This window comes from Paracoccus sp. DMF (assembly GCF_004407025.1).
Lineage (GTDB): Bacteria > Pseudomonadota > Alphaproteobacteria > Rhodobacterales > Rhodobacteraceae > Paracoccus > Paracoccus aminovorans_B.
This window is the reverse complement of the sequence record NZ_SOKV02000008.1, coordinates 37,058-58,997: the sequence shown is the minus strand read 5'-3', so window position 1 is coordinate 58,997 and position 21,940 is coordinate 37,058. Positions and strand designations below refer to the sequence as shown.

The following is a 21,940-nucleotide window of genomic DNA, read 5'->3' as shown; positions in this document are numbered from 1 at the left end:
CGGGCTTTTCCAGGCGCGGGTCTAGCGGATGGAGGGTTGATGGACAAGCACGAGCGGGAGTTGCGGCTGGAGGAGACCGTGGCGCATCTGAGCCGGGTGGTCGACGACCTGTCCGAGGTCGTGGCGCGCCAGGAGCGCGAGATCGTCCGGCTGAGCCGGCGGGTCGGGCTGCTGATGGAGCGCGAGGCGGAACGCGAAGCCGAGGGCGGCACCATTCCCTTGGCCGACCAGCGCCCGCCGCATTGGTGAAGGGCCGAGGGGCGCTGCCCCGCGCCCCCTTGCCGGGCTATCGGGCCCGTGCCGGCGCCTTCTCGACTGAAAAGGTCTCCCGGACCTTTTCCCGGGCGTCTGGAAGCCCGGGGGTATTTCCGAAACGGAGAAGGGTCAGCGGGTTGCCGGGCCGAGGCGCGGGCCGGCCGGCATCGCGGCCTGCGGCGGCGCGGTCAGCGGCGGTTCGGCGGCGCGGGCATGGGCCTGCTGTTGCGGCATGGCGCGCATCGGCTGGCTGAAGGGCGCGCGGACCGGCGCGGATTGGGCCGCGGTCGGCTCCGCCGGGCGAATCGGTGCCGGCGCTTCGGGCGCAACGGATGGCGCGGCGGTCGGAGGTGTGGTCGGGGTCGCGACGGGCTCCTCGAGAGGCAGGCTGCGGGCAGGCTCGGCCACGAGGGCGCGGCGGAAGACCAGCAGGTTGTGATAGACGGTGGTGCGGCTGGTGAGGCCCGAGCGTTCCTCGGCCGGCAGCACCTCGGCGCGGACATATTCCCAGCCCTCGCGCGCCATGTCGTTCAGCACGTCGGCCAGCGTCGCGGCGAAGCGTTCGATGCCGGTGCGGGCACCCTTGGCCTTTTCGCCGCGCGCCGGGGCGGGAATGACGGTGTATTCGTAGCTGCTCATGCTCTCGCCTTTCTTTTGCGCGCAGGTTAGGCGAGATGCGCCGGCAAGGGAAGCGTCGCGCGCTGCCCCGGACGAGGGCGGGCGCGAGGCGCGGCCCAAGGACGCGCGGCTGCGCGACATCACCAACGCGATGATGCAGCGCAGGGCTTTTCCCCGACCGGCTGGGCTGGCCGGGGGCGCAAGATGGGCGCGCGCGGGTTCTTCGTGGATGAGGTGCGGGCATGGACGGACGGCCCGAGGTGTTCGACGATTGGCCGAAGAAGAGGCCGCATGTTGCAGATCGCAATCAGCACCCGCGAGAACTTCCACGACAGGCTGACTTGCTGGCATCAGAGCAACGATGGCGGAAGGCGCAGAACGCGCTTGGACCTGATGCAAGCAGGTGGTGCGGTCTGGACTGATGCCGGGCCCCTCCCCGAACCGTCCCGGCAGGAGATCCGGGACGCAACCGGCAATTGGATGCAGACGAATGGAGGCGAAAGGCCGATCCGGTTCCATCGCCGCGCGGCATGCCGTGGCGCGTCTGAAAGCGCCGCAAGCGCCTGATCCGCAGCACCCGACCACCAAAGCCACGGCTCGACCGCGGCTTTGCAGCCCGCCCCCCGTCAGCGCCCCGAAACCGCCGTCGTCGGAAACAGCTGCGCCAGGTCATAGGAATCGCGGATGCCGATATTCTGGGCATTCTGCGCCAGGAACGCCTCGGCCGCGATGACGCCGGCGTCGTGCAGCCGTTCCAGCAGGCCCGGCGCCGGCACCAGCTTGGTCGCGGCGCTGAGCGAATTCATCAGCGCGTCGTCCATGATCGCATGCAGCAGCACGTTCTTCATCGGCCGCCCGGTCAGCCGGCCCTCGGCATGCAGCTTCTTGACGAAATTGATCGCGCGCAGCTCGGCCAGCAGCGCGGCGTTGAAGCTGATCTCGTTCACCCGGTCCTGGATCGCGGCCGGCGAGCGCGGCAGCACCTCGCGCAGCATCGGGTTGATGTTGACCACGACGATGTCGCGCGGCAGATCGGCGCGATACAGCGGGAACAGCGCCGGATTGGCGGAATAGCCGCCGTCCCAATAGGCCTCGCGCCGCCCGGTCAGCGGATCGTCGATCTCGACCGCGCGAAAGATCTCGGGCAGGCAGGCCGAGGCCAGCACCGTGTCCACCGTCACCTCGGCGCCGCCGAAGACCCGCACCAGGCCGGTGCGCACATTGGTCGCGGTGACGAAGAAGGCCGGCCCCTCCTCGCGGCCCAGGCGCGGATGCGGCATCTCGCGCAGGATGGCGGCCAGCGGGTTGGAATAGAACGGCCCGCTGTCATAGGGGCTGAAAATCCGGGTCAGCGAGCCAAGCCAGGCCACCGGAGAAAGCAACTCGGTCAGCCGCTGCCAGCCCCTGGGCGACGGGAACATCGAATGCAGCCAGCGCACCATGGCATTGTCGCTGACCTGTCCGACCTGCGACCAGATATAGGCCAGATTCTGCCGCGCCGCCTCGCGTCCGCGGCGGCCGGGACCGCAGGACAGGCCCGCCGCCAGCGCCGCGCCATTCAGCGCCCCGGCCGAGGTGCCGCTGATGCCGCGGATCTCGATCTCGGGCTCGTCGAGCAGCCGGTCCAGCACGCCCCAGGCAAAAGCGCCATGCGCGCCGCCGCCCTGCAGGGCCAGATTGATGTGCTTGACCGCCATGTCGCCTCCAGCGTTTCAGCCGCATTTTGCACATGCAGCATAACATGCCGCAGCGCAGCATGAAACCGCCCGGCTCCGGCTTTCTCTGTTTTGCAAATACCCCGCCGACCGGGCCACAGGCGCGGCCGGCTCAGTCCTCGGCCTGCGCCTCGGCCCGGCTCTTGCCGGCGACATCCAGCGCCAGGGTCGCTGCCATGAAGGCGTCGAGGTCGCCGTCCAGCACGCCCTGCGTGTCCGAGGTCTCATGCGCCGTGCGCAGATCCTTCACCATTTGGTAGGGATGCAGCACGTAGGAGCGGATCTGGTTGCCCCAGCCGGCATCGCCCTTGGCCTCGTGCTGGGCGTTGATCGCGGCATTGCGCTTGTCGAGCTCCAGCTGATACAGCCGCGCCTTCAGCGCCGCCATGGCGTTGGCGCGGTTCTGGTGCTGGGATTTCTCCGAACTGGTCACCACGATCCCGGTCGGCAGGTGGGTGATGCGCACCGCCGAGTCGGTGGTGTTGACGTGCTGTCCGCCCGCGCCCGACGAGCGATAGGTGTCGATGCGGATATCCTTGTCGGGGATGTCGATCTCGATATTGTCATCCACCACCGGATAGACCCAGACCGAACTGAACGAGGTATGCCGCCGCGCCGCCGAATCATAGGGCGAGATGCGGACCAGCCGATGCACGCCGGATTCCGATTTCAGCCAGCCATAGGCGTTCGGCCCCGAGATCTTGTAGGCGGCCGAGCGGATGCCGGCCTCGTCGCCGCCGGTCTCGCTGAGCAGCTCGACGGTGTAGCCCTTTTTCTCGGCCCAGCGGACATACATCCGCGCCAGCATCGAGGCCCAGTCGCAGCTTTCGGTGCCGCCGGCGCCGGCATTCACCTCGAGAAAGGTGTCGTTGCCGTCGGCCTCGCCATTCAGCAGCGCCTCGAGTTCCTTCTGCGCCGAAAGTTCGGCCAATGCCTTCAGCGATGCCTCGGCATCGGCGACGATCTCGGCGTCATCCTCGGCCTCGCCCAGCTCGATCAGCTCGGCATTGTCCTTGAGCTCGGTCTCGATGCGGCGATAGGTCTCGACCGCGTCCGAGAGCATCTGGCGGTCGCGCATCAGCTTTTGCGCGCGGGCCGGGTCGGACCAGATGTCGCCGGCCTCGATCATGGCATTCAGTTCCTCCAGCCGGTGCGGCGCGGTTTCCCAATCCATGCGCTGCGCCAGAAGCTTCAGCGACTTGCGGATCGCATCGATGGTGGCTTGGGTTTCGGCGCGCATGGGTCGGTCTCTTTCAGGTCGGAACCGCAGACAGATAGCGCGGGCGCGCGTCGCGGGCAAGGGATGCGCGCGGGGCACGGCCGGCGCCGGGGGCTGCCTGCCCCCGGACCCCCCGGGGGTATTTTCGGAGCAAAGAAAACCTGGGCTAGTAGAGGCCGCCCGAGGAGAGGGTGCCGAAATCGGCCTTTTTCGGGATCACCTTCTTCTTGCCGGTCGAGGTGGTGACCGCCTGGCCACCATCGCGGGCCGAGGTGAACAGCGGCAGCGTCGCCGGGTCGGCGCGGCCGAAGCCGCCGTCGACCAGGCCGAGACCGCTGAGATCCTGGCCGTCGCGGAAATATTCGGCGATGACATTGTCGCCCTTGGCGTCGGGGCCAAGGATGGCGCCGCTGAAGCGGTCGATGTTGACGAAATGCCCGCCCGGCGGAACGGCGAAGGCGGTGCCGCCGAATTCCTTGACCGCTTCCTTCATGAATTCGTTGAAGACCGGGACGCAAAGCGTGCCGCCGAAGGCGTTCGAGCCCAGCGTGCGCGGTTGGTCGTAACCCAGGTAGCAGCCGGCGACGAGGTTCGAGGTGAAGCCGATGAACCAGACGTCCTTGGCGTCATTGGTGGTGCCGGTCTTGCCGGCGACCGGCACCGGCAGGCTGACGCCGCGGCCCGAGCCGCGCTTGACCACGCCCTCCATCATCGAGGTCAGCTGATAGGCGGTGATCGCGTCCATCACCCGCTCGCGGTTCGAGACGATCTGCGGCGCGGCGCCGGCCGGCAGCGTCGCCTGGCCGCAGGTCACGCAGTCGCGGCGGTCGTGGCGATAGATGGTGCGGCCGCGGCGGTCCTGCACGCGGTCGACCAGCGTCGGCTCGACCCGCTCGCCGCCATTGGCGAACATGGCATAGGCGGCGACCATCTTGAACAGCGTCGTCTCCTGCGCGCCGAGCGAGTTCGCGAGGAAATGGCCGAGATGGTCGTAGACGCCGAATTTCTCGGCATATTTCGCCACCGTATCCATGCCGATGTCCTGGGCGATGCGGATGGTCATCAGGTTCCTGGACTGCTCGATGCCGGTGCGCATCGGCGTCGGGCCGTAGAACTTGCCCGAGGCGTTCTTGGGCGTCCACAACCCCTGCGGCGTGTTCACGGTGATCGGCTCGTCAACGATGATCGTCGCCGGGGTAAAACCCGAATCCAGCGCCGCCGCATAGACGAAGGGCTTGAAGCTGGAACCCGGCTGGCGCTGCGCCTGGGTGGCGCGGTTGAAAACCGAGCTTTGGTAGCTGAAGCCGCCCTGCATCGAGATCACCCGGCCGGTGTTTACGTCCATGGCCATGAAGCCGCCCTCGATCTCGGGCACCTGGCGCAGCGTCCAGCGGATCAGCGCGCCGGTCTTGTCGTCGGTCATCTGCCGGACCAGCACCACGTCGCCGACCTCGAGCAGGTCCGAGGCGACGCGCGCCTTCGGGCCGAGCTTGCCGTCCGAGAGCCGCTTTCGCGCCCATTGCACGTCCTTGGCGGGGATGGTCTGGGTCGCCTCGTGGTCCTCGATGCCGATGGTGGCGTCGGTGTCGCCGAGCGCCAGCACCACGGCCGGGAACCAGCCCTCGATGTCGCGCGGCACCTTGGTCTCGGCCAGGGCGGCGCGCCAGTCGGCCTCGGTGGCGAGCTGTTCGGCCGGGATGGTCACGCGGGTGCCGCGCCAGATGCCGCGGCCGCGGTCGTATTGCTCCAGCGCCTTCTGCAGCGCCCGGGCCGCGACCTTTTGCAGCCGCGGATCGACGGTGGCGCGGATGGCGAGGCCGCCCGAGAAGAACTCCTCGGCGCCGAACTGGGCCGAGAGCTGGCGGCGGATCTCGTCGGTGAAATAGTCGCGCGGCGGCAATTGCTGCTGGAAGGCCGGGAAATCGCCGTTCTGCACCGAGCGCAGCGGCAGTTTCGATTCCGCCTCCCAGGTCGCCTGGTCGATATAGCCGTTCTGCCACATCTCGCGCAGCACGTAGTTGCGCCGTTCCGTGACCCGCTCCTTGGCGCGGACCGGGTGATAGCGGCCGGGCGCCTGCGGCATGGCGGCCAGCGTCGCCGCCTCATGCGGGGCCAGTTCGGTCAGCGGCTTGTTGAAATAGGTCTGCGCCGCCGCGGCGACGCCGAAGCTGTTCTGACCCAGGAAGATCTCGTTCAGGTAAAGCTCCAGGATCTGGTCCTTGGACAGCGTCGATTCCAGCCGCGTGGCCAGGATCAGCTCCTTGATCTTGCGCTCGACGCTGCGGTCGCTGGACAGCAGGAAGTTCTTCATCACCTGCTGGGTGATGGTCGAGGCGCCGCGCACGTTCTGGCCGCGCGACTTCACCGCCTCGACCATGGCGCCGATCATGCCGCGCGGGTCGAAACCGTGGTGGTGGTAGAAGTTCTTGTCCTCGGCGCTGACGAAGGCCTCGCGCACCAGGGGCGGGATCTCGTCGATGGGGACGAAGATGCGGCGTTCCTCGGCGAATTCGTCGATGATCCGGCCCTCGCCGGAAAAGATCCGGCTGATGGTCTTGGGCGCGTATTGCGCCAGCTGCTCGTGGCTGGGCAGGTCGCGCGAATACATCCAGAACACACCCCCCACCGTCAAGGCGATGAAGAACACGGCCGTCACGAACCAGGAAAAGATCGCGCCGAAGAAGGACAGGACGAAACGCAGCAACGGGCAAGGCCTCTCGGGGAAAACAGGGCCTCTATAGACAGCGCCACCGCCCCCGTCAAAGCAACCTTGCGCTACTTGCGGGAAAGTGCCGCCCGCGCCGCGTCGTCGCGCGCCCAGAGGCTGGCTGCCTGGGCGATGGCCCCGGCCGTGCGCGCCCGCCATTCCGGGTCGAAGAGGTTCGCGCGGTCGCCGGGATCGGTCAGGAAGCCGAGCTCGATCAGCACCGAGGGGATGTCGGGCGATTTCAGCACCGAGAACGCCGCGCCGCGCATCGGGCGGCGGTGCATGACGATGCCGGCGCGGTTCAGTTCCGACACGGCAAACTTGGCGAAGGCCTCGGATCGCGGCTGGGTCTCGATGCGGGCCATGTCCATCAGAACGTCGGCGATCTGGTCGTCGATGCCGGCCAGGTCCAGCCCGGCCAGCAGATCGGTGCGGTCATGGCGCATCGCCAGTTCGCGCGTGGCGCGGTCGTCGGCCTGCGGGTTCCAGGTATAGATCGAGAGCCCCGCCGCCTCGCCGGCCGGCAGGGCATCGGCATGAAGCGAGATGAACAGGTCGGCCTGCCCCGCACGCGCCAGGGTCATGCGCCGCTCCAGCGGCACGAAGCTGTCGTCGCTGCGGGTCGGCACCACTTCGAAACCGGCACGGGTCAGGATCTCGGACAGCTCGCGGGCAAAGCCCAGCATCACCGCCGCCTCATAGATGGCGCCGACCTGGGCGCCGGGATCATGGCCGCCGTGGCCGGGATCCAGCGCGATGCGTAGCGGTCGGTCGGCGGCGCGGCGCGGCGGCAGCGGCGCCACCGCCGCCGGCGCCGGCAGATCCCACAGCGCCGAAAGCGCATTGCCGCGGGTGGCGAATTCGTCCTGCGGCACCGGCTCGATGCGCAGCTTGACCAGCGCACCGCCGGCGCCGCCCTCGGCCGGGCGCTGCACCGCCATGCGTAGCGCATAGGGGCCGGGCAGTTCCATCACCAGCCGCGACCAGCCCGGCCGGAACCGGCCCCAGCGCAGCGCCGGCACCAGTTCGCGCCCCGGCAGCGCCTGGGCGTCGGTGCCGGCAAAGTCGATCTCGCGGAAATCCACCACCAGCCGCGGCGGGCCGTCGAGGAAATAGACCCGATAGGGCACCGGCTGGCTGACCGCCAGTTGCAGCTCGAGCGGCCGCGGCTTGCCGCGGTCGCGCCCCTCGGCCAGCAGCGCGGAATGCGCCAGGTCGATCCGCGCCAGCGCCGAGCTGTCCTGCGCCAGTGCGGGCCAGGCGAGGCAGACCAGCAGCAGCGCGAAAAGCCACCTCATCGGGCCGCCCGGTATTCGTCCATGAAACCCGCAAGCCGGTCCAGCCCCTCGGCGATGTCGGCGGTCGAGCGGGCATAGCTGAAGCGCAGCGTCCGTGCCCCGCGCACGGGGTCGAAATCCAGCCCCGGTGTGACAGAGACCCCAGCCTTTTCAAGGATCTCGGCCGCGAAGTTCAGGCTGTTGTCCGTCAGTTCCGAAACATCGGCATAGATGTAGAAGGCGCCCTCGGGCGGGGCGATGCGGTCAAAGCCGATGCCGGGCAGCCGTTCCAGCATCAGGCGGCGATTTTCCGCGTAAACAGCCAGGTTTGCGTCGGCTTCCTCGACGCAATCCAGCGCTGCCAGCGCCGCGACCTGGCTGGCATGGGGCGGGCAGATGAACATGTTCTGGGCAATGCGCTCGACGGTGCGGATCATGGTCTCCGGCACCACCATCCAGCCGACGCGCCAGCCGGTCATGCTGAAATATTTCGAGAAGCTGTTGATGACGAAGACCTCGTCGGTGACCTCCAGCGCCGAATGGAAGCCGGCGCCGTAGTCGAGCCCGTGATAGATCTCGTCCGAAATGACATTCATCCCCAGTTCGGCGGCCCGCGCGGTCAGCGCCGCCAGTTCCTCGCGCCGCAGCACGGTGCCCGAGGGGTTGCCGGGCGAGGCCAGGATCAGCCCCCGCGCATCCCGGGGCAGGTCCTGCGGGCGCGGCTGATAGCGATCCTCGGCCCGGGTCGGGATGCCGACGGGCTGCAACGACATGGCGCGCAGGATCTGGCGATAGCTGGGATAGCCCGGCTCGCCCAAGGCCACGCGGTCGCCGGCATCGAACAGCGCCGCGAAGGCCAGGATGAAGGCGCCCGAGGAGCCGGGCGTGACCACGACGCGCTCGGCGTTCAGTTCGATGCCATACCAGCGCCGGTAAAGCCCGGCGATGCCGCGGCGCAGTTCCGGCAAGCCAAGCGCGACGGTATAGCCCAGCGGCTGGTCCAGCGCGGCGGCGAGCGCCCGGCGCGCACCCTCGGGGGCCGGGGTCGAGGGCTGGCCGACCTCCATGTGGATGATGTGGCGACCGGCGTCCTCGGCCTTGCGGGCCGCCTCCATGACATCCATCACGATGAACGGATCGACCTGCCCGCGCTGCGAATGTCTCATCTCTGCCTCATGGTTTTGGCCGGGTATCGGGCCTGGCGCCCCCCGGGTCAAGCGCCCGAGGTCAAGCCCGCGTGAAAGCGCGCCTGAAACCAGGGCCTGCCGCTTGCAACGGCGGGCGTGTCGGGCCAAGCTTTGCGGCAACTGGAAAGGACCACCTATGAAAGCCATTCTGACCGCCGCGGCTCTGACGGCGACCGCCCTGCCCGCCCTTGCCTTCGACCCGGCGAACATGAGCGAGGCCGAGAAGGCCGCCTTCGGCGAAGCGGTGCGCGACTATCTGATGGCCAATCCCGATGTGCTGGTCGAGTCGATCAACGTGCTGGAAGAGCGCCGCGTGGCCGACGAGGCCAAGAACGACAAGCTGCTGGTCCAGAACAACAAGGACGCGATCTTCGACGACGGCCACAGCTGGGTCGGCGGCAACCCCGAAGGCGACGTGACGCTGGTCGAGTTCATCGACTATCGCTGCGGCGTCTGCAAGAAGGTGAACCCGGACCTGGAGAAGCTGATCTCGGCCGATGGCAATATCCGCTGGATCCTGAAGGAATTCCCGATCCTGACCCAGGAAAGCGACCTCGCTGCGCGCTTTGCCGTGGCGGTGCAGCAGGAGGCGGGCGCGGATGCCTATAAGAAGGCGCATGACGCGCTGATGGAATCGCGCGGTCCGGTGAACCTGGAAAGCCTGACCGCGCTTGCGGGCGAGCTGGGCGTCGACGACAAGGCAGTGCTGAACCGCATGAACACCGAGGAAGTCTCGGCGGTGCTGCGCAAGAACCGCCAGCTGGCCGAGCAGATGAGCGTGATGGGCACGCCCACCTTCATCATCGGCGGCGAGATGCTGCGCGGCGTGCCGGCCGACGGGCTGCAGGGCGCGATTGCGCGGGCGCGGGCGGAAAACGGCTGAACCGGCGCGCCGGCGTCGCCTGGGTATTTGCAGAGCAAAGAAGCATGGGGGCGGTCCGGCGGGCCGCCCCTTTTCATTCGGCGGCGGCGGATTGCGCGGATTCGATCTCGGCGGCGCGTTTCTCGACCAGTTCGACGATGTGATCGACCATCTGGTCGTTGGTCATCTTGTGGTTCTGCTTGCCGGCCAGGTAGACCATGCCGGCACCGGCGCCGCCGCCGGTGAAGCCGATGTCGGTCATCAAGGCCTCGCCCGGGCCGTTCACCACGCAGCCGATGACCGACAGGCTCATCGGCGTCTTGATGTGTTCGAGGCGTTTTTCCAGCGCTTCCACGGTCTTGATGACGTCGAACCCCTGTCGCGCGCAGCTGGGGCAGGAGATGATCTGCACGCCGCGGGTGCGCAGGCCCAGCGATTTCAGGATCTCGAACCCGACCTTGACCTCTTCGACCGGGTCGGCGGACAGGCTGACGCGGATCGTGTCGCCGATGCCCATCCACAGAAGGTTGCCCAGACCGACGGCGGATTTCACCGTGCCGGCCATCAGCCCGCCCGCCTCGGTGATGCCCAAATGGATCGGCGCGTCGGTCGCCTCGGCCAGCTGCTGATAGGCGGCGGCGGCGAGGAAAACGTCCGAGGCCTTCACGCTGATCTTGAATTCGTGGAAGTCGTTGTCCTGCAGGATCCTGATGTGGTCGAGACCGGATTCCACCATCGCATCCGGGCAGGGCTCGCCGTATTTTTCCAGCAGGTGCTTTTCCAGGCTGCCGGCGTTGACGCCGATGCGGATCGAGCAGCCGTGGTCGCGGGCAGCCTTGATGACCTCGCGCACCCGGCTTTCGTCGCCGATATTGCCGGGGTTGATGCGCAGGCAGGCAGCGCCGGCCTCGGCGGCCTCGATGGCGCGCTTGTAGTGGAAATGGATGTCGGCGACGATCGGCACCGGGCTTTCGCGGCAGATCTCGCGCAGGGCGCGGGTCGAGGCCTCGTCAGGGGTCGAGACGCGCACGATGTCGGCGCCGACATCGGCGGCGCGCAGCACCTGGTCCAGCGTCGCCCTGACGTCGCTGGTGTCGGTGTTGGTCATGGTCTGCACGCTGATCGGCGCGTCCCCGCCCACCGGCACCTTGCCGACCATGATCTGGCGCGACTTGCGCCGGTCGATGTTGCGCCAGGGGCGGATGGGGTTATGCGACATGGCGGCGGCCTTTTCCTGCGCAAGAGGCGGGTTCGTCCCCGACAGATAGGCGCATGCGGCCGGGTCGGCAAGCCACCCCTCCGGCGATGTCGCATCCGTGACCGGCGAAGACGGCTATTCCTGCACCGGCGCCGGGGCATCGCCCGGGGTCGCGACCATGGCCACCATCTGCGCCAGTTCGGGATCCTTGGTCAGGTCGGCAAAGGCGAATTTGGCGGTCAGCGCCGTCGGCGACAGTTCGACGTTCTTGACCACCTTGGCGCCCGGCGCGGCCGGGCCATAGGTGCGGCCGTTCACCGCGAAATAGACCGCGCCCGAGTTGCCGGCGCGCAGGATCGGCGGCGCTTCCAGCTTGGGCAGGGCGAAGCGTTCGCCGGCGTCCATGGTCTTTTCCAAGAGCACGGTGCCGTCGGCCGAGGTGACGCGGACCCAGGCCGGGCGGGCGGCCAGGATCTCGATCTCGGCGGCGTCGGGGGCGATGGTGCGCACGGCCAGCTGCTCGGCCGGCATCTCGGGGCCAAAGACGCGCTCGGCCTGGGCGGCCTGCCCCGGGGCGGTGACAGCCTGGGCGATGGCGGCCTCGGGTTGCGCCGCGACCGGGGCGGCCAACCCCGGGTCGATGGCGGCGATGGGCCCGTCGCGGGCCACCAGCACCGGCACCTCCAGCGCCTGCGGGCGATAGGTGCGGTCCAGCCCCTCGGGGCGCGGCAGGTTGACCTGGGCCGATTCCACGGTCTCGGGCTCGGCCGCCTCTTGCACCGGGTCCAGCGCGGCGATCATGCCGGGCGCCTGGTCGCCGGGGGTCAGGTTGACCTTCTGCACCTCTTGCAGCACGGCCCAGCCGCCATAGCCCAGCCCGCAGGCCAGCGCGACCATGACCAGCAGCGAGCCGATGGCACGTGGCTCGATCGAGGACCACATGCTTTCCGGCTTGGGCAGGAAGATCGGATGCGGATTGGCCAGCGCCTCGGCCGGGTCCGAGGGCCGGCGCTGCGGCTTCGGCCCCGAGGCGGCCGGCGCCATGCCATGCGTGGGCTGGAAACCGGATTCCTGGCAGAAGCGGTGGAAGGTCCAGTCCGAATCCATCCCCAGGTAGCGCGCATAAGAGCGGACGTAGCCGGCGATGAAGCTCGGCGTGTCGAAGGCCGAGATGTCGCAATTCTCGATGGCGGCGACATAGGAGGCGCGGATGCGCAGCTCGCGCTGCACGTCCAGCAGAGACTTGCCCAGCGTGGCGCGTTCGCCCCGCATCAGGTCGCCCAATCTGATATCAGGATCGTCGAAGCCATGCGGCAAAGCCGCAGCCTCGTCATGGCCATGCGACGGGGGATTCCCCCTCAGCCCGATCATCACGCCTGCCCCATTCTCTTCTGCCCTCCCGAATCGGGAGATTCTCACGGATTGATTAAAGCAAGGTTATCACGGGCGCGAGAGCTGTTCACCCTGAAACCGAAATCAGGCCGCAGAAGTTGAACGATTGAGCTTGCACTGGGACCACAGGTTGTCCATGGCGCGCACCAGCTGGTCGATCTGGCGCGGATCATGCACCGGCGAGGGCGTGAAGCGCAGCCGCTCGGTGCCGCGGGGCACGGTCGGGAAGTTGATCGGCTGCACGTAGATGCCGAAATCGGCCAGCAGCATGTCCGACAGCGCCTTGCAATGCACCGGATGGCCGACATGCACCGGCACGATATGGCTGCCATGGTCCATGATCGGCATGCCCAGGCCGCGCAGGCGCATCTTCAGGATGCGGGCGTTCAGCTGCTGCTGGTCGCGCAGCACCTGGCCCTCGGCCGTTTTCAGGAAGGCGATCGAGGCCGCCGCACCCGCCGCCACCGCCGGCGGCAGCGAGGTGGTGAAGATGAAGCCCGGCGCATAGGAGCGGATCGCGTCCACCATCTTGGCCGAGGCGGCGATATAGCCGCCGAAGACGCCGAAGGCCTTGCCCAGCGTGCCGTTGAAGATGTCGATGCGGTCCAGCAGCCCGTCGCGTTCGGCCACGCCGCCGCCGCGGGGACCGTACATGCCGACGGCATGGACCTCGTCGAGATAGGTCAGCGCGCTGAATTCGCGCGCCAAGTCGCAGATCGCGGCGATGGGGCCGAAATCGCCGTCCATAGAATAGATCGATTCGAAGGCGATCAGCTTCGGCGCCTCGGGATCGTCGGCCTCCAGCAGCTCGCGCAGATGCGCGATGTCATTGTGGCGGAAAATGCGCTTGGCGCCGTCGAAACGCTTGATCCCCTCGATCATCGAAGCGTGGTTCAGCGCGTCGGAATAGATGATCAGGCCGGGGAACAGCTTGCGCAGCGTCGAAAGCGTCGCGTCATTGGCGATATAGGCGCTGGAAAACACCAGCGACGCCTCTTTGCCGTGCAGGTCGGCGATCTCGGCTTCCAGCTTCTTGTGATAGACCGTGGTGCCCGAGATGTTGCGCGTCCCGCCCGAGCCGGCACCGGTCGAATCCAGCGCCTCGTGCATGGCGGCAAGCACCACCGGATGCTGGCCCATGCCCAGGTAGTCGTTGCCGCACCAGACGGTGATCTCGGTCTCCGAACCGTCGGGCCGGGTCCAGATCGCCTGGGGATAGGCCCCCTTGCGCCGCTCGATGTCGATGAAGGTGCGATAGCGCCCCTCCTCGTGCAGCTTCCCGATGGCTTGATCGAGGGCGGCTGAATAATCCATCTGCGGTCCCTTGCCTTGCTTGAACTTGCTCGCTTGGGGGATCATGGTCCGATCCCGCGGGTCATGACTTGATACGTGTCAATTCAGAGAAAATATAGGGCAAAATTGTCGCATTGCGACCATCGAACCAGCCGAAATCTCTGAGCAAATCATTCAGGAATAGGGAAAAGATGGCTGACAGTACCCGAATCGACGAAGTTCTTTCAACGCTGGACGCGGAATTGCCGCAGGCGCTGGAGCGGCTGAAGGCGTTCCTGCGCATCCCCTCGATCTCGACCGATCCGGCGCATCGCGGCGACGTGCGCCGCGCCGCCGAATGGCTTTGTGCCGAACTGGCCGGGCTGGGCTTCGAGGCCTCGGTCCGCGACACGCCCGGCCATCCGATGGTGGTGGCGCATTCGCCGAAGGGCACGCGCCGGCCGCTGCTGTTCTATGGCCACTATGACGTGCAGCCGGTCGATCCGCTGGCGCTGTGGGACCGTCCGCCCTTCGAGCCCGAGGTCCAGGACACGCCCGAGGGCCGCGTCATCCGCGCCCGCGGCGCCGCCGACGACAAGGGCCAGCTGATGACTTTCGTCGAGGCCTTCCGGGCCTGGAAGGCGGTGCATGGCGCCCTGCCCTCGGACCTGGTGCTGCTTTTCGAGGGCGAGGAGGAATCCGGCTCGCCCAGCCTGCAGCCCTTCCTGCGCGAGAACGCGGACGAGCTGCGCGCCGGCATCGCCATGATCTGCGACACCGGCATGTATTCCGACGGCCGCCCGGCGATCACCACCCAGCTGCGCGGATTGCTGGGCGAGGAAATCGTGGTCCGCGCCGCCGACCGCGACCTGCATTCGGGCAGCTTCGGCGGCCTCGCCGCGAACCCGATCCAGCTGCTGGTCGATGTGCTGGCGACGATCAAGGATGCCGACGGCCGCGTCACCCTGCCCGGCTTTTACGACGGCGTCGAGGAACTCAGCGACGAGCTCGCCGCCGACTGGGACGCCCTGGCCTTCGACGCCGGCGACTTCCTGTCCCGCGTCGGATTGCGCCTGCCCATCGGCGAGACCGGCCGCACCGGGCTCGAAATGGTCTGGAACCGCCCGACCTTCGAGATCAACGGCATCACGGGCGGCTATACCGGCGAGGGCTTCAAGACCGTGCTGCCGACCGAGGCGCGCGCCAAGGTCAGCTTCCGCCTGACCGGCACCCAGAACCCGCAGGCGATCCGCGAGACCTTCCGCGCCCATGTCCGCGCCGCCATCCCCGCCGATTGCACGGTCGCGTTCCACGGCCATGGCGCGAGCCAGGCCAGCCGCATGGACATCCGCGACCCGGCCTTTGCTGCGGCGAAGCAGGCGCTGTCGCAGGAATGGGGCCGCGAGGCCGCCTATATCGGCGCCGGCGGCTCGATCCCCATCGCGGGGGATTTTAAAGCGATCCTCGGCATGGATTCGATGCTGATCGGCTTTGGCCATGACGACGACCGCATTCATTCCCCGAACGAGAAATACAATCTGGAGAGCTTTGCCAAGGGCGCGCGCAGCTGGGCGCGCATCCTCGCGGCGCTGGCCTGACGCAAACGCTGTTCCCTTTCCGTTCCGATCCGCTAGACTGGCGGCGGCATCGGCAAGGGGGCGGCAATGGCGGATCAGACAGCGAAGTTCCAGCAGTTCAAGGCGCTGCATGCGCAACCCGGGGCCTTCGTCATCCCGAATCCCTGGGATGCGGGTTCGGCCAGGCTGCTGGCGAGCCTTGGCTTTCCGGCCTTGGCGACGACCAGTGCGGGCCTGGCCTTCTCGCGGGGCCGGCCGGACGATCCGGGCGCGCTGGGGCTCGAGGCGGTGCTGGCCAATGCGGCGGAAATCGTGGCCGCAACCGGGTTGCCCGTCTCGGCCGATCTCGGCAACGGCTTTGCCGCCACGCCCGAGGGCTGCGCCGAGACCATGCGCCGCGCGGCCGCAACCGGGCTGGTCGGCGGGTCGATCGAGGATGCGACCGGCGATCCCGCCGCGCCGATCTTCGACTTCGCCGAGGCCGTGGCGCGGGTGCGGGCGGCGGCCGAGGCGGCGCGCGGCCTGCCCTTCCTGCTGACCGCGCGGGCCGAGAATTTCCTCTGCGGCCGCCCGGACCTCGACGACACCATCCGCCGGCTCCAGGCCTTTTCGCAGGCCGGCGCCGATGTGCTTTACGCGCCGGGCCTGCCCGACCTCGCGGCGATCCGCCGGGTCTGCGCCGCGCTCGACAAGCCGGTGAACGTGGTGATGGGGCTGCGCGGACCCAGCTACAGCCTGGCGGAATTGGCCGAAGCCGGCGTGCGCCGGGTCAGCGTCGGCGGCTCCTTCGCGCGGGCAGCACTTGGCGGGCTGATGCGGGCGGCGCGCGAAGTGCGCGACTTCGGCACCTTTGCCTATGCCCGGGACGCCCTGCCGGGGGCCGAGATCGAGGCGATCATGCGGGCATGAAAAAGGGCGCCCCAAGGGCGCCCAGCAGATCTTGCCGTGCCGGATCAGGCCGCGCGGGCGGTCAGCACCGTCTCGACCTTCTTCTGCGCGCCGGCCTCGTCCATGCCGGCCACGGCGGCGACTTCGCGGGTCAGCCGGTCCAGCGCCGATTCATAGAGCTGACGCTCGGAATAGGACTGCTCGCGCTGGTCGTCGCTGCGGTGCAGGTCGCGCACCACCTCGGCGATGGAGATCAGGTCGCCGGAGTTGATCTTGGCCTCGTATTCCACGGCGCGGCGCGACCACATCTGGCGCTTGACGCGGGCCTTGCCCTTCAGCGTGTCCAGCGCGCGCTCGACCAGGTCCGGGGTCGAGAGGCCGCGCATGCCGATCTCGGAGGCGCGGGCGGTGGGCACGCGCAGGGTCATCTTGTCCTTTTCGAACGAAATCACGAACATCTCGAGGCGCAGCCCGGCGACCTCCTGCTCTTCGATCGAGACGATGCGTCCCACGCCATGGGTCGGATAGACCACGAAATCATCGGGACGGAACTCGGTCTTCTTGACTTTCGACATTGGGCTTCCTTCGCAGTTGCGCCGCGCTGCGGCACAAAAAACCCCAAGGCGGGACGATCCCCCCTTACGGGCCAATTCATCGTTTTCGCGGATCTGGCCGGATTGCGGACAGAATAGGCAGCAACGCCGACCAAGCCACCAAGGCGGCCTGATCGGCGCGATATGCCGGCATCATATCATAAAATACGCCGCGATTCAAAGCCTCGCTGCAAAGCGGCATCGGTTCCGCCGTCTGTGAAAAACCATCGTAAAATCAGGAACTCGCAACCCTTCACCGGCAGAACCGATGCGTGGACGGGGACGAATCGCTCGTCCTTGTCCACAAAGCGCCATCTAACGATTCCCGCCGCCTTACGCTACGTCCTTGCAGACAAATGCGACGATTTATGCCCATCGACCACAGTCGCCGCAGCGCAGCATGACCGGTCGGGCGCGGGCTCAATCCCCCTCGCCGGGCGCTTCCGAGAAATATTTCTCAAGCTTGCCGGGCTGGCCGTCCATCTCCTCATAGCCGGGCATCGGGTCCTTCTTGCGGGTGATGACCGGCCAGAGTTCGGCATATTTGCGGTTGAACTCGACCCAGGTCTCCATGTCCGGCTCGGTATCGGGGCGGATGGCGTCGGCCGGGCATTCCGGTTCGCAGACCCCGCAGTCGATGCATTCGTCGGGGTGGATGACCAGCGTGTTCTCGCCCTCGTAGAAACAGTCGACGGGACATACCTCGACACAATCGGTGTATTTGCACATAATGCAGTTATCGGTGACGACGTAGGTCATGGGGCGCTGTTTCCTGCTTTCCTGAGCGGGTAGTTACGCCTGACGCGATCATCATTCAAGGCCGGCGCCGGTGAAAAGACGGGCATCACAGGCAAGGCCGGGGCCGCGGGACGACATTCCAGACCAGCGCGCGGGCGCGGAACGGGGTTCCGGGAATGCCGCGCCGCAGCGCCGAATCAGGGGCCGATTTCCTCGTAAAGCGTCGCGGCCTCGGTTGCCGGGCCGCGTCTTTCGCCACAGTTCAGCACCCGCAGCGCCCGGACCCGGCCATGGGCCGAGACGGTGACCGTGTCACCATGTCGCACCGGCTGGGCGGGCTTGCTGCAGGGCTGGCCGTTCAGCCGGATTCCCCCGCCGACGATGGCATCGGCGGCAAGGGTGCGGGTCTTGAACACCCGGGCGAAATGCAGCCAGCGGTCCAGCCGGACCGTGTCCGCCCCCGCCTCGCTCACGGTTTGTTCTTGAGCGAGGCCAGGATGGCGAAGGGGCTGTCGGGATCGATCGGCTTCTCGGCGCGCGGCGGGCGGGCCTCGAAGCTTTTCGGGCCCTCGTGGCGGGGCTTGCCCTTGTCGAAGCGCGGCTTGCCCTTGGGTCCGCGCTCGCCGCGATTGTCGTCGCCGCGGCGCTTGCCCTCGAAGGGCTTGCCGCCTTCGCGCGGCTTGTCGCCGTCGCGGTCCCGGCGCGGGCCGCGCTCCCCTTGCGGCCGCGGCGCGCGTTCACCCTGCGCAGCCTGGCCCTGACGCTCGCCGCGCTCGGGGCGGCGATGGCCACCGCGCGGACGCGGCGCCCAGGTGAAGGTGTAGAACACCTCCATCTCGGGCGCGGCTTCCTCGGCCGCCTCGCCCGCCGCCTCGGCCTCGGCGGCCTTGCGGGCGGCCTGCTCGGCCTCCCACCTGGCGCGGGTCTCGGCGGCCAGCGCGCTTTCCTCCTCGGTCAGCGGATGCTCGTGATCGGCCGGCTCGGGCGCGGGCGCGGGCGCCGGCGCCTCGGCGCGGGCCTTGGGGCGCTCGCCGCGCTCGGCGCGATAGCCGAGGCCGCCCATCAGCCCCGAGAACTGTTCCAGCGTCATGCCGGTGATCGACAGCATGTCCGGGGTCGCCTCGAAGCCGCCGCGGCTGTCCTGGCCGCGCAGCATGTCGGCCAGCCGTTCCAGCATGTCGATGCGGATCGCGCGTTCACCCGCGGGGTGATAGCCCGAAAGCGTGTAATAGCCCTTGGGCACGTCCGGCAGGTTCGGGATCGTCACCAGCCCCGGGGGCGGGCTTTCCGGGAACTCCGCCAGCCCCTGGTCGAGGCCCCAGAGCACCAGCCGCAGCCGGGTCGGCGCCGGCTTCAGCAGCGCCGGCTGGAAGATGGTGAACTGGCCGAAGCGCACGCCATGCTTGCGCAGCAGGCCGCGCGCCTCCTGGTCCAGCTCCTTGACCTCGTTCGCGACGCCCTCGCGCGGCAGCACGCCCAGCGCCTCGACCAGGCGGAAGGCAAAGCCGCGGGCCAGGCCGGTCAGCGTCTCGTCATTCTTCAGCGCCTGCAGCGGCTCGAAGGCGGTGGCGATCTTGCGGTCGATGAAATGCTGCAGCCGGCGGCGCACCTTCTCGGCGATGTCCGGGCCGGCCTCTTCGTCGACGAAGGCCTCGACGCCGGGTTTCAGCGGCTCGGCGCCCTTGACCAGCTTGCCGACGGCAGACGAACCCCACATCAGGCCGCCCTGCTCGGTAAAGTCCAGTTCGGTGTCCGGCGCGTTGTAGAAGCGATCGGCCCGCAGGTGGAACTCGGGCCTCAGGGCCTCATAGGCGGCGCGGGACAGCATCTTCGCCTCGTCCCCGGTCGCATTCGGATCGGCATGGAAGCGGAAGCCTTCCAGTCGGCCGGCGAATTCGCCCTCGACCGTCACTTCGCCCTTGTCATTCACCTCGGCCAAAAGGCTCTCCTTCTGCTTGAGCCGGCGCAGCAGCACAGAGGTGCGCCGGTCCACGAATCTTTGCGTCAGCGCCGCGTGCAACGCGTCCGACAGTCGATCTTCTACCGCGCGCGTCTCGGCGCGCCAACGACTTTCGTCGGAAACCCACCCCGAACGCTGCGCGACATAGGTCCAGGTCCGGATAAATGCCAATCGTTTCGACAATGTGTCGATATCGCCCTGGGTCTTGTCGATGCGCTCGATCTGCTTGCGCAGCCAGTCGCCGGGCACCGTGCCGACCCGCAGGAAGCCGAAGATGCGCGCCAGCAACGTCGCATGCTCCGCCGCCGAGATCGAGCGGAAATCCGGGATCCGGCACACGTCCCACAAGAGCCGCACATCCTTGGGATGCGTCAGCATGTCGCGGATCTCGGGCATCGAGGTCAGCGTCTTCAGCGCCCGCAGGTCGTCGGCCTCGCGCCCGCGGCTCAGCCATTCCGACTGCGGCGCGGCCTCGAGGCTGGCGATCAGCCGCTCGACCGTGCCGAATTCCAGCGCCGCATTGCGCCACATCAGCCGCGCGATGGGCTGGAAGCGGTGGTTCTCGATCGCCTCGATCAGCCCCTCGTCCAAAGGCGAGGCGTCGCCGGTGACGCCGAAGGTGCCCGGCTCGGTATGGCGCCCGGCGCGGCCGGCGATCTGGCCCAGCTCATGCGGGAACAGCGGCCGATAGCGGCGGCCGTCGAATTTCTCGGTGCCGGAAAAGGCGATGTGGCGGATGTCGAGGTTCAGCCCCATGCCGATGGCGTCGGTGGCGACCAGGAAATCCACCTCGCCGTTCTGATACATCGCGACCTGGGCGTTGCGGGTCCGGGGCGACAGCGCGCCCATGACCACGGCGCAGCCGCCCTTCTGGCGGCGGATCAGCTCGGCCGTGGCATAGACCTCATCGACCGAGAAGCAGACGATGGCCGAGCGCGGCGGCATCCGGCTGATCTTTTTCGAGCCCGCCCAGGACAGGGTAGAAAACCGCTCGCGCCGCATGAACTGCACGCCCGGCACCAAGGCGGCGATGGCCGGGCGCATGGTGTCGCTGCCCAGCAACAGGGTTTCGTGCAGGCCCCGCATGTTCAGCAGCCGGTCGGTGAAGACATGGCCACGCTCGGGGTCGGCGCAAAGCTGGATCTCGTCGATGGCGACGAAATCGGCGCCGACCTCGGGCATGGCCTCGGTGGTGGCGACCCAGTATTGCACGCGCTCGGGGACGATGCGCTCCTCGCCCGTGACCAGCGCCACGACCGAGGGGCCGCGCGCCTTGACGATGCGGTCATAGACCTCGCGCGCAAGCAGGCGCAGCGGCAGGCCGATGACCCCGGTGCGATGCGCCAGCATCCGGTCGATGGCATAATGGGTCTTGCCGGTATTGGTCGGGCCAAGCACCGCCGTGACCCGGGATCTGTCGTTCATCAGGCGTCCGTGCCTTGCAATTCCTGTTCGATGCGCGTCACCGCATCCTGCGCGTCCTGCTGGTGCGGGTGGATCTTCAGGCTGGCCTGGAACGCCTCCAGCGCCCGGCGCTTGTCGCCCAGCTCCTCCAGCATGGTGCCAAGCTGGGTCAGCGCGCCGAAATGGCGCGGCTCCAGCCGCAGCACCTGTTCGATATCGGCGATCGCGGGGCCATAATCGCCGTCCAGGTAGAAGGCGACCGAGCGCAGATACCAGCCGGCGGCGAAATCCGGCGCGTGATCGGTCAGCGCCGTCAGGTGGCCGATGGCCGTCGCCGTGTCGCCCGCGTCCAGCGCCGCCTCGCCGCGCTTGTAAAGCAGGTCCATCGCGGCCGAGCCCGAGCGCGACCAGATGCGCAGGATGTCGGTCTCGGCCCGGGCCCAGGCCTCGCCCTCGGGCTGGGCCAGTTCGGCGAACAGCAGGTCCAGGTCCTCGCGGTCGCGGGCCAGCGCCGCAACGGTCGGCTCGGCCGGGGCGGCGGGCTCGGCCAAGGGGTCCGCGGCGGGCGGATCGCTCTCTTTTTCAGGAGAATTCTCTTGCGGGGCCGCATCCTGAACCGGTATCGCCCGAAAGGCGCCATCCGGCCATGCCGGGGCCGCGCCGGGGACCAGCAGCCCCAGGAAAAGCCCTGCCGCGACGGCATGATGGAAATCAGGGACTGGCCAACGCATATTCCCCATGTAAACCTCCCACCCAACCAATACCAGAGACGAGAACAGGAGATATGGAATGAGCAAAGTGGTCGAGGCCGCCGTGGCCGCGCTGGACGAGAAAGCCAAGGGCTTCGACGGCACCGCCAAATTCGTCATCGAGGGCGAAGGCTCGGTCTATATCGACGCGAACGGCGCCCGCGCCGCGGATGACGAGGCCGAGGTGACGCTGACCGCCAGCCGCGAGACCTTCGAGGGCATCATCGCGGGCGACGTGAACCCCACGACCGCCTTCATGACCGGCAAGCTCAAGGTCGACGGCGCCATGGGCACCGCCATGCGCCTGGGGGCGCTTCTGTCCTGACGCG

General features: G+C 68.1%; 19 protein-coding genes. 5 read left to right on the top strand and 14 right to left on the bottom strand.

The window, feature by feature from the left end; genetic code table 11:
• Positions 1-39: 39 nt before the first annotated feature.
• Positions 40-249: a SlyX family protein gene (locus E3D03_RS06695; protein ID WP_263566317.1), complete on the top strand. Its 210-nt coding sequence runs from the start codon at positions 40-42 to the stop codon at positions 247-249.
• A 135-nt stretch (positions 250-384) separates the two neighbouring features.
• Here E3D03_RS06695 and E3D03_RS06690 read toward each other — a convergent pair whose 3' ends face one another.
• The 6 genes from E3D03_RS06690 to E3D03_RS06665 all read right to left on the bottom strand — a co-directional run bounded on the left by E3D03_RS06690 (position 385) and on the right by E3D03_RS06665 (position 8,957).
• Positions 385-894, bottom strand: a complete 510-nt coding sequence (locus tag E3D03_RS06690) for a DUF4177 domain-containing protein (protein ID WP_263566316.1) — start codon at positions 892-894, stop codon at positions 385-387.
• Between the two features lie 605 nt (positions 895-1,499).
• Positions 1,500-2,570 (bottom strand): patatin-like phospholipase family protein, encoded by a 1,071-nt coding sequence (locus E3D03_RS06685; RefSeq protein ID WP_263566315.1) that lies wholly within the window; start codon positions 2,568-2,570, stop codon positions 1,500-1,502.
• A gap of 130 nt (positions 2,571-2,700) precedes the next feature.
• Positions 2,701-3,828: a peptide chain release factor 2 gene (prfB, locus tag E3D03_RS06680; RefSeq protein ID WP_062563715.1), complete on the bottom strand. Its 1,128-nt coding sequence runs from the start codon at positions 3,826-3,828 to the stop codon at positions 2,701-2,703.
• A gap of 145 nt (positions 3,829-3,973) precedes the next feature.
• Positions 3,974-6,511, bottom strand: a complete 2,538-nt coding sequence (locus E3D03_RS06675; RefSeq protein ID WP_263566314.1) for a penicillin-binding protein 1A — start codon at positions 6,509-6,511, stop codon at positions 3,974-3,976.
• 71 nt (positions 6,512-6,582) lie between these two features.
• Entirely contained in the window at positions 6,583-7,812 is a 1,230-nt protein-coding gene (locus tag E3D03_RS06670; RefSeq protein ID WP_263566313.1) for an N-acetylmuramoyl-L-alanine amidase, read from the bottom strand.
• Complete coding sequence (locus tag E3D03_RS06665; protein ID WP_263566312.1) at positions 7,809-8,957, bottom strand: pyridoxal phosphate-dependent aminotransferase; 1,149 nt, start codon at positions 8,955-8,957, stop codon at positions 7,809-7,811. Before E3D03_RS06665 ends, E3D03_RS06670 begins: the two co-directional genes overlap by 4 nt.
• Before the next feature lie 157 nt (positions 8,958-9,114).
• On the opposite strand from E3D03_RS06665, the gene E3D03_RS06660 reads away from it, so the two are divergent.
• A complete protein-coding gene (locus E3D03_RS06660; protein WP_263566311.1) occupies positions 9,115-9,861 on the top strand; it encodes a DsbA family protein in 747 nt (248 codons plus the stop codon).
• A gap of 73 nt (positions 9,862-9,934) precedes the next feature.
• Here E3D03_RS06660 and ispG read toward each other — a convergent pair whose 3' ends face one another.
• The 3 genes from ispG to hemA all read right to left on the bottom strand — a co-directional run bounded on the left by ispG (position 9,935) and on the right by hemA (position 13,744).
• Positions 9,935-11,059: a flavodoxin-dependent (E)-4-hydroxy-3-methylbut-2-enyl-diphosphate synthase gene (gene ispG / locus E3D03_RS06655; protein ID WP_263566310.1), complete on the bottom strand. Its 1,125-nt coding sequence runs from the start codon at positions 11,057-11,059 to the stop codon at positions 9,935-9,937.
• A gap of 114 nt (positions 11,060-11,173) precedes the next feature.
• Positions 11,174-12,409: a helix-turn-helix domain-containing protein gene (locus E3D03_RS06650; RefSeq protein WP_263566309.1), complete on the bottom strand. Its 1,236-nt coding sequence runs from the start codon at positions 12,407-12,409 to the stop codon at positions 11,174-11,176.
• Between the two features lie 105 nt (positions 12,410-12,514).
• A complete protein-coding gene (hemA, locus tag E3D03_RS06645; RefSeq protein ID WP_263566308.1) occupies positions 12,515-13,744 on the bottom strand; it encodes a 5-aminolevulinate synthase in 1,230 nt (409 codons plus the stop codon).
• A gap of 170 nt (positions 13,745-13,914) precedes the next feature.
• Between hemA and E3D03_RS06640 the strand changes: the two genes are divergently transcribed.
• The gene (locus tag E3D03_RS06640) at positions 13,915-15,300 is read left to right on the top strand and encodes a dipeptidase (protein ID WP_263566307.1); all 1,386 of its coding nucleotides are present in this window, start codon (positions 13,915-13,917) and stop codon (positions 15,298-15,300) included.
• Between the two features lie 66 nt (positions 15,301-15,366).
• Positions 15,367-16,188, top strand: a complete 822-nt coding sequence (locus tag E3D03_RS06635; protein WP_263566306.1) for an oxaloacetate decarboxylase — start codon at positions 15,367-15,369, stop codon at positions 16,186-16,188.
• 44 nt (positions 16,189-16,232) lie between these two features.
• On the opposite strand, the gene E3D03_RS06630 is transcribed toward E3D03_RS06635, so the two are convergent.
• From E3D03_RS06630 to E3D03_RS06610, 5 genes are all read right to left on the bottom strand, one after another.
• Positions 16,233-16,742 carry a CarD family transcriptional regulator gene (locus tag E3D03_RS06630; RefSeq protein WP_018000203.1) on the bottom strand — a complete coding sequence of 170 codons (510 nt, stop codon included), beginning with the start codon at positions 16,740-16,742 and terminating at the stop codon, positions 16,233-16,235.
• A 438-nt stretch (positions 16,743-17,180) separates the two neighbouring features.
• Complete coding sequence (fdxA, locus tag E3D03_RS06625; protein WP_018000202.1) at positions 17,181-17,519, bottom strand: ferredoxin FdxA; 339 nt, start codon at positions 17,517-17,519, stop codon at positions 17,181-17,183.
• A gap of 176 nt (positions 17,520-17,695) precedes the next feature.
• Entirely contained in the window at positions 17,696-17,971 is a 276-nt protein-coding gene (locus E3D03_RS06620) for an RNA-binding S4 domain-containing protein (protein WP_263566305.1), read from the bottom strand.
• Positions 17,968-20,883 (bottom strand): helicase-related protein, encoded by a 2,916-nt coding sequence (locus E3D03_RS06615; protein ID WP_263566304.1) that lies wholly within the window; start codon positions 20,881-20,883, stop codon positions 17,968-17,970. The genes E3D03_RS06620 and E3D03_RS06615 overlap by 4 nt, the downstream gene beginning before the upstream one ends.
• Positions 20,883-21,413: a tetratricopeptide repeat protein gene (locus E3D03_RS06610; RefSeq protein ID WP_082724953.1), complete on the bottom strand. Its 531-nt coding sequence runs from the start codon at positions 21,411-21,413 to the stop codon at positions 20,883-20,885. The genes E3D03_RS06615 and E3D03_RS06610 overlap by 1 nt, the downstream gene beginning before the upstream one ends.
• 238 nt (positions 21,414-21,651) lie before the next feature.
• On the opposite strand from E3D03_RS06610, the gene E3D03_RS06605 reads away from it, so the two are divergent.
• Positions 21,652-21,936, top strand: a complete 285-nt coding sequence (locus E3D03_RS06605; RefSeq protein ID WP_062563704.1) for an SCP2 sterol-binding domain-containing protein — start codon at positions 21,652-21,654, stop codon at positions 21,934-21,936.
• The last annotated feature ends 4 nt before the right edge of the window (positions 21,937-21,940 follow it).

Coding starts and splice junctions, on each gene's coding strand:
- E3D03_RS06695 (WP_263566317.1), top strand. CDS start 40: ATGGACAAGCACGAGCGGGAGTTGCGGCTGGAGGAGACCGTGGCGCAT.
- E3D03_RS06690 (WP_263566316.1), bottom strand. CDS start 894: ATGAGCAGCTACGAATACACCGTCATTCCCGCCCCGGCGCGCGGCGAA.
- E3D03_RS06685 (WP_263566315.1), bottom strand. CDS start 2,570: ATGGCGGTCAAGCACATCAATCTGGCCCTGCAGGGCGGCGGCGCGCAT.
- prfB (WP_062563715.1), bottom strand. CDS start 3,828: ATGCGCGCCGAAACCCAAGCCACCATCGATGCGATCCGCAAGTCGCTG.
- E3D03_RS06670 (WP_263566313.1), bottom strand. CDS start 7,812: ATGAGGTGGCTTTTCGCGCTGCTGCTGGTCTGCCTCGCCTGGCCCGCA.
- E3D03_RS06665 (WP_263566312.1), bottom strand. CDS start 8,957: ATGAGACATTCGCAGCGCGGGCAGGTCGATCCGTTCATCGTGATGGAT.
- E3D03_RS06660 (WP_263566311.1), top strand. CDS start 9,115: ATGAAAGCCATTCTGACCGCCGCGGCTCTGACGGCGACCGCCCTGCCC.
- ispG (WP_263566310.1), bottom strand. CDS start 11,059: ATGTCGCATAACCCCATCCGCCCCTGGCGCAACATCGACCGGCGCAAG.
- E3D03_RS06650 (WP_263566309.1), bottom strand. CDS start 12,409: ATGATCGGGCTGAGGGGGAATCCCCCGTCGCATGGCCATGACGAGGCT.
- hemA (WP_263566308.1), bottom strand. CDS start 13,744: ATGGATTATTCAGCCGCCCTCGATCAAGCCATCGGGAAGCTGCACGAG.
- E3D03_RS06640 (WP_263566307.1), top strand. CDS start 13,915: ATGGCTGACAGTACCCGAATCGACGAAGTTCTTTCAACGCTGGACGCG.
- E3D03_RS06635 (WP_263566306.1), top strand. CDS start 15,367: ATGGCGGATCAGACAGCGAAGTTCCAGCAGTTCAAGGCGCTGCATGCG.
- E3D03_RS06630 (WP_018000203.1), bottom strand. CDS start 16,742: ATGTCGAAAGTCAAGAAGACCGAGTTCCGTCCCGATGATTTCGTGGTC.
- fdxA (WP_018000202.1), bottom strand. CDS start 17,519: ATGACCTACGTCGTCACCGATAACTGCATTATGTGCAAATACACCGAT.
- E3D03_RS06615 (WP_263566304.1), bottom strand. CDS start 20,883: ATGAACGACAGATCCCGGGTCACGGCGGTGCTTGGCCCGACCAATACC.
- E3D03_RS06605 (WP_062563704.1), top strand. CDS start 21,652: ATGAGCAAAGTGGTCGAGGCCGCCGTGGCCGCGCTGGACGAGAAAGCC.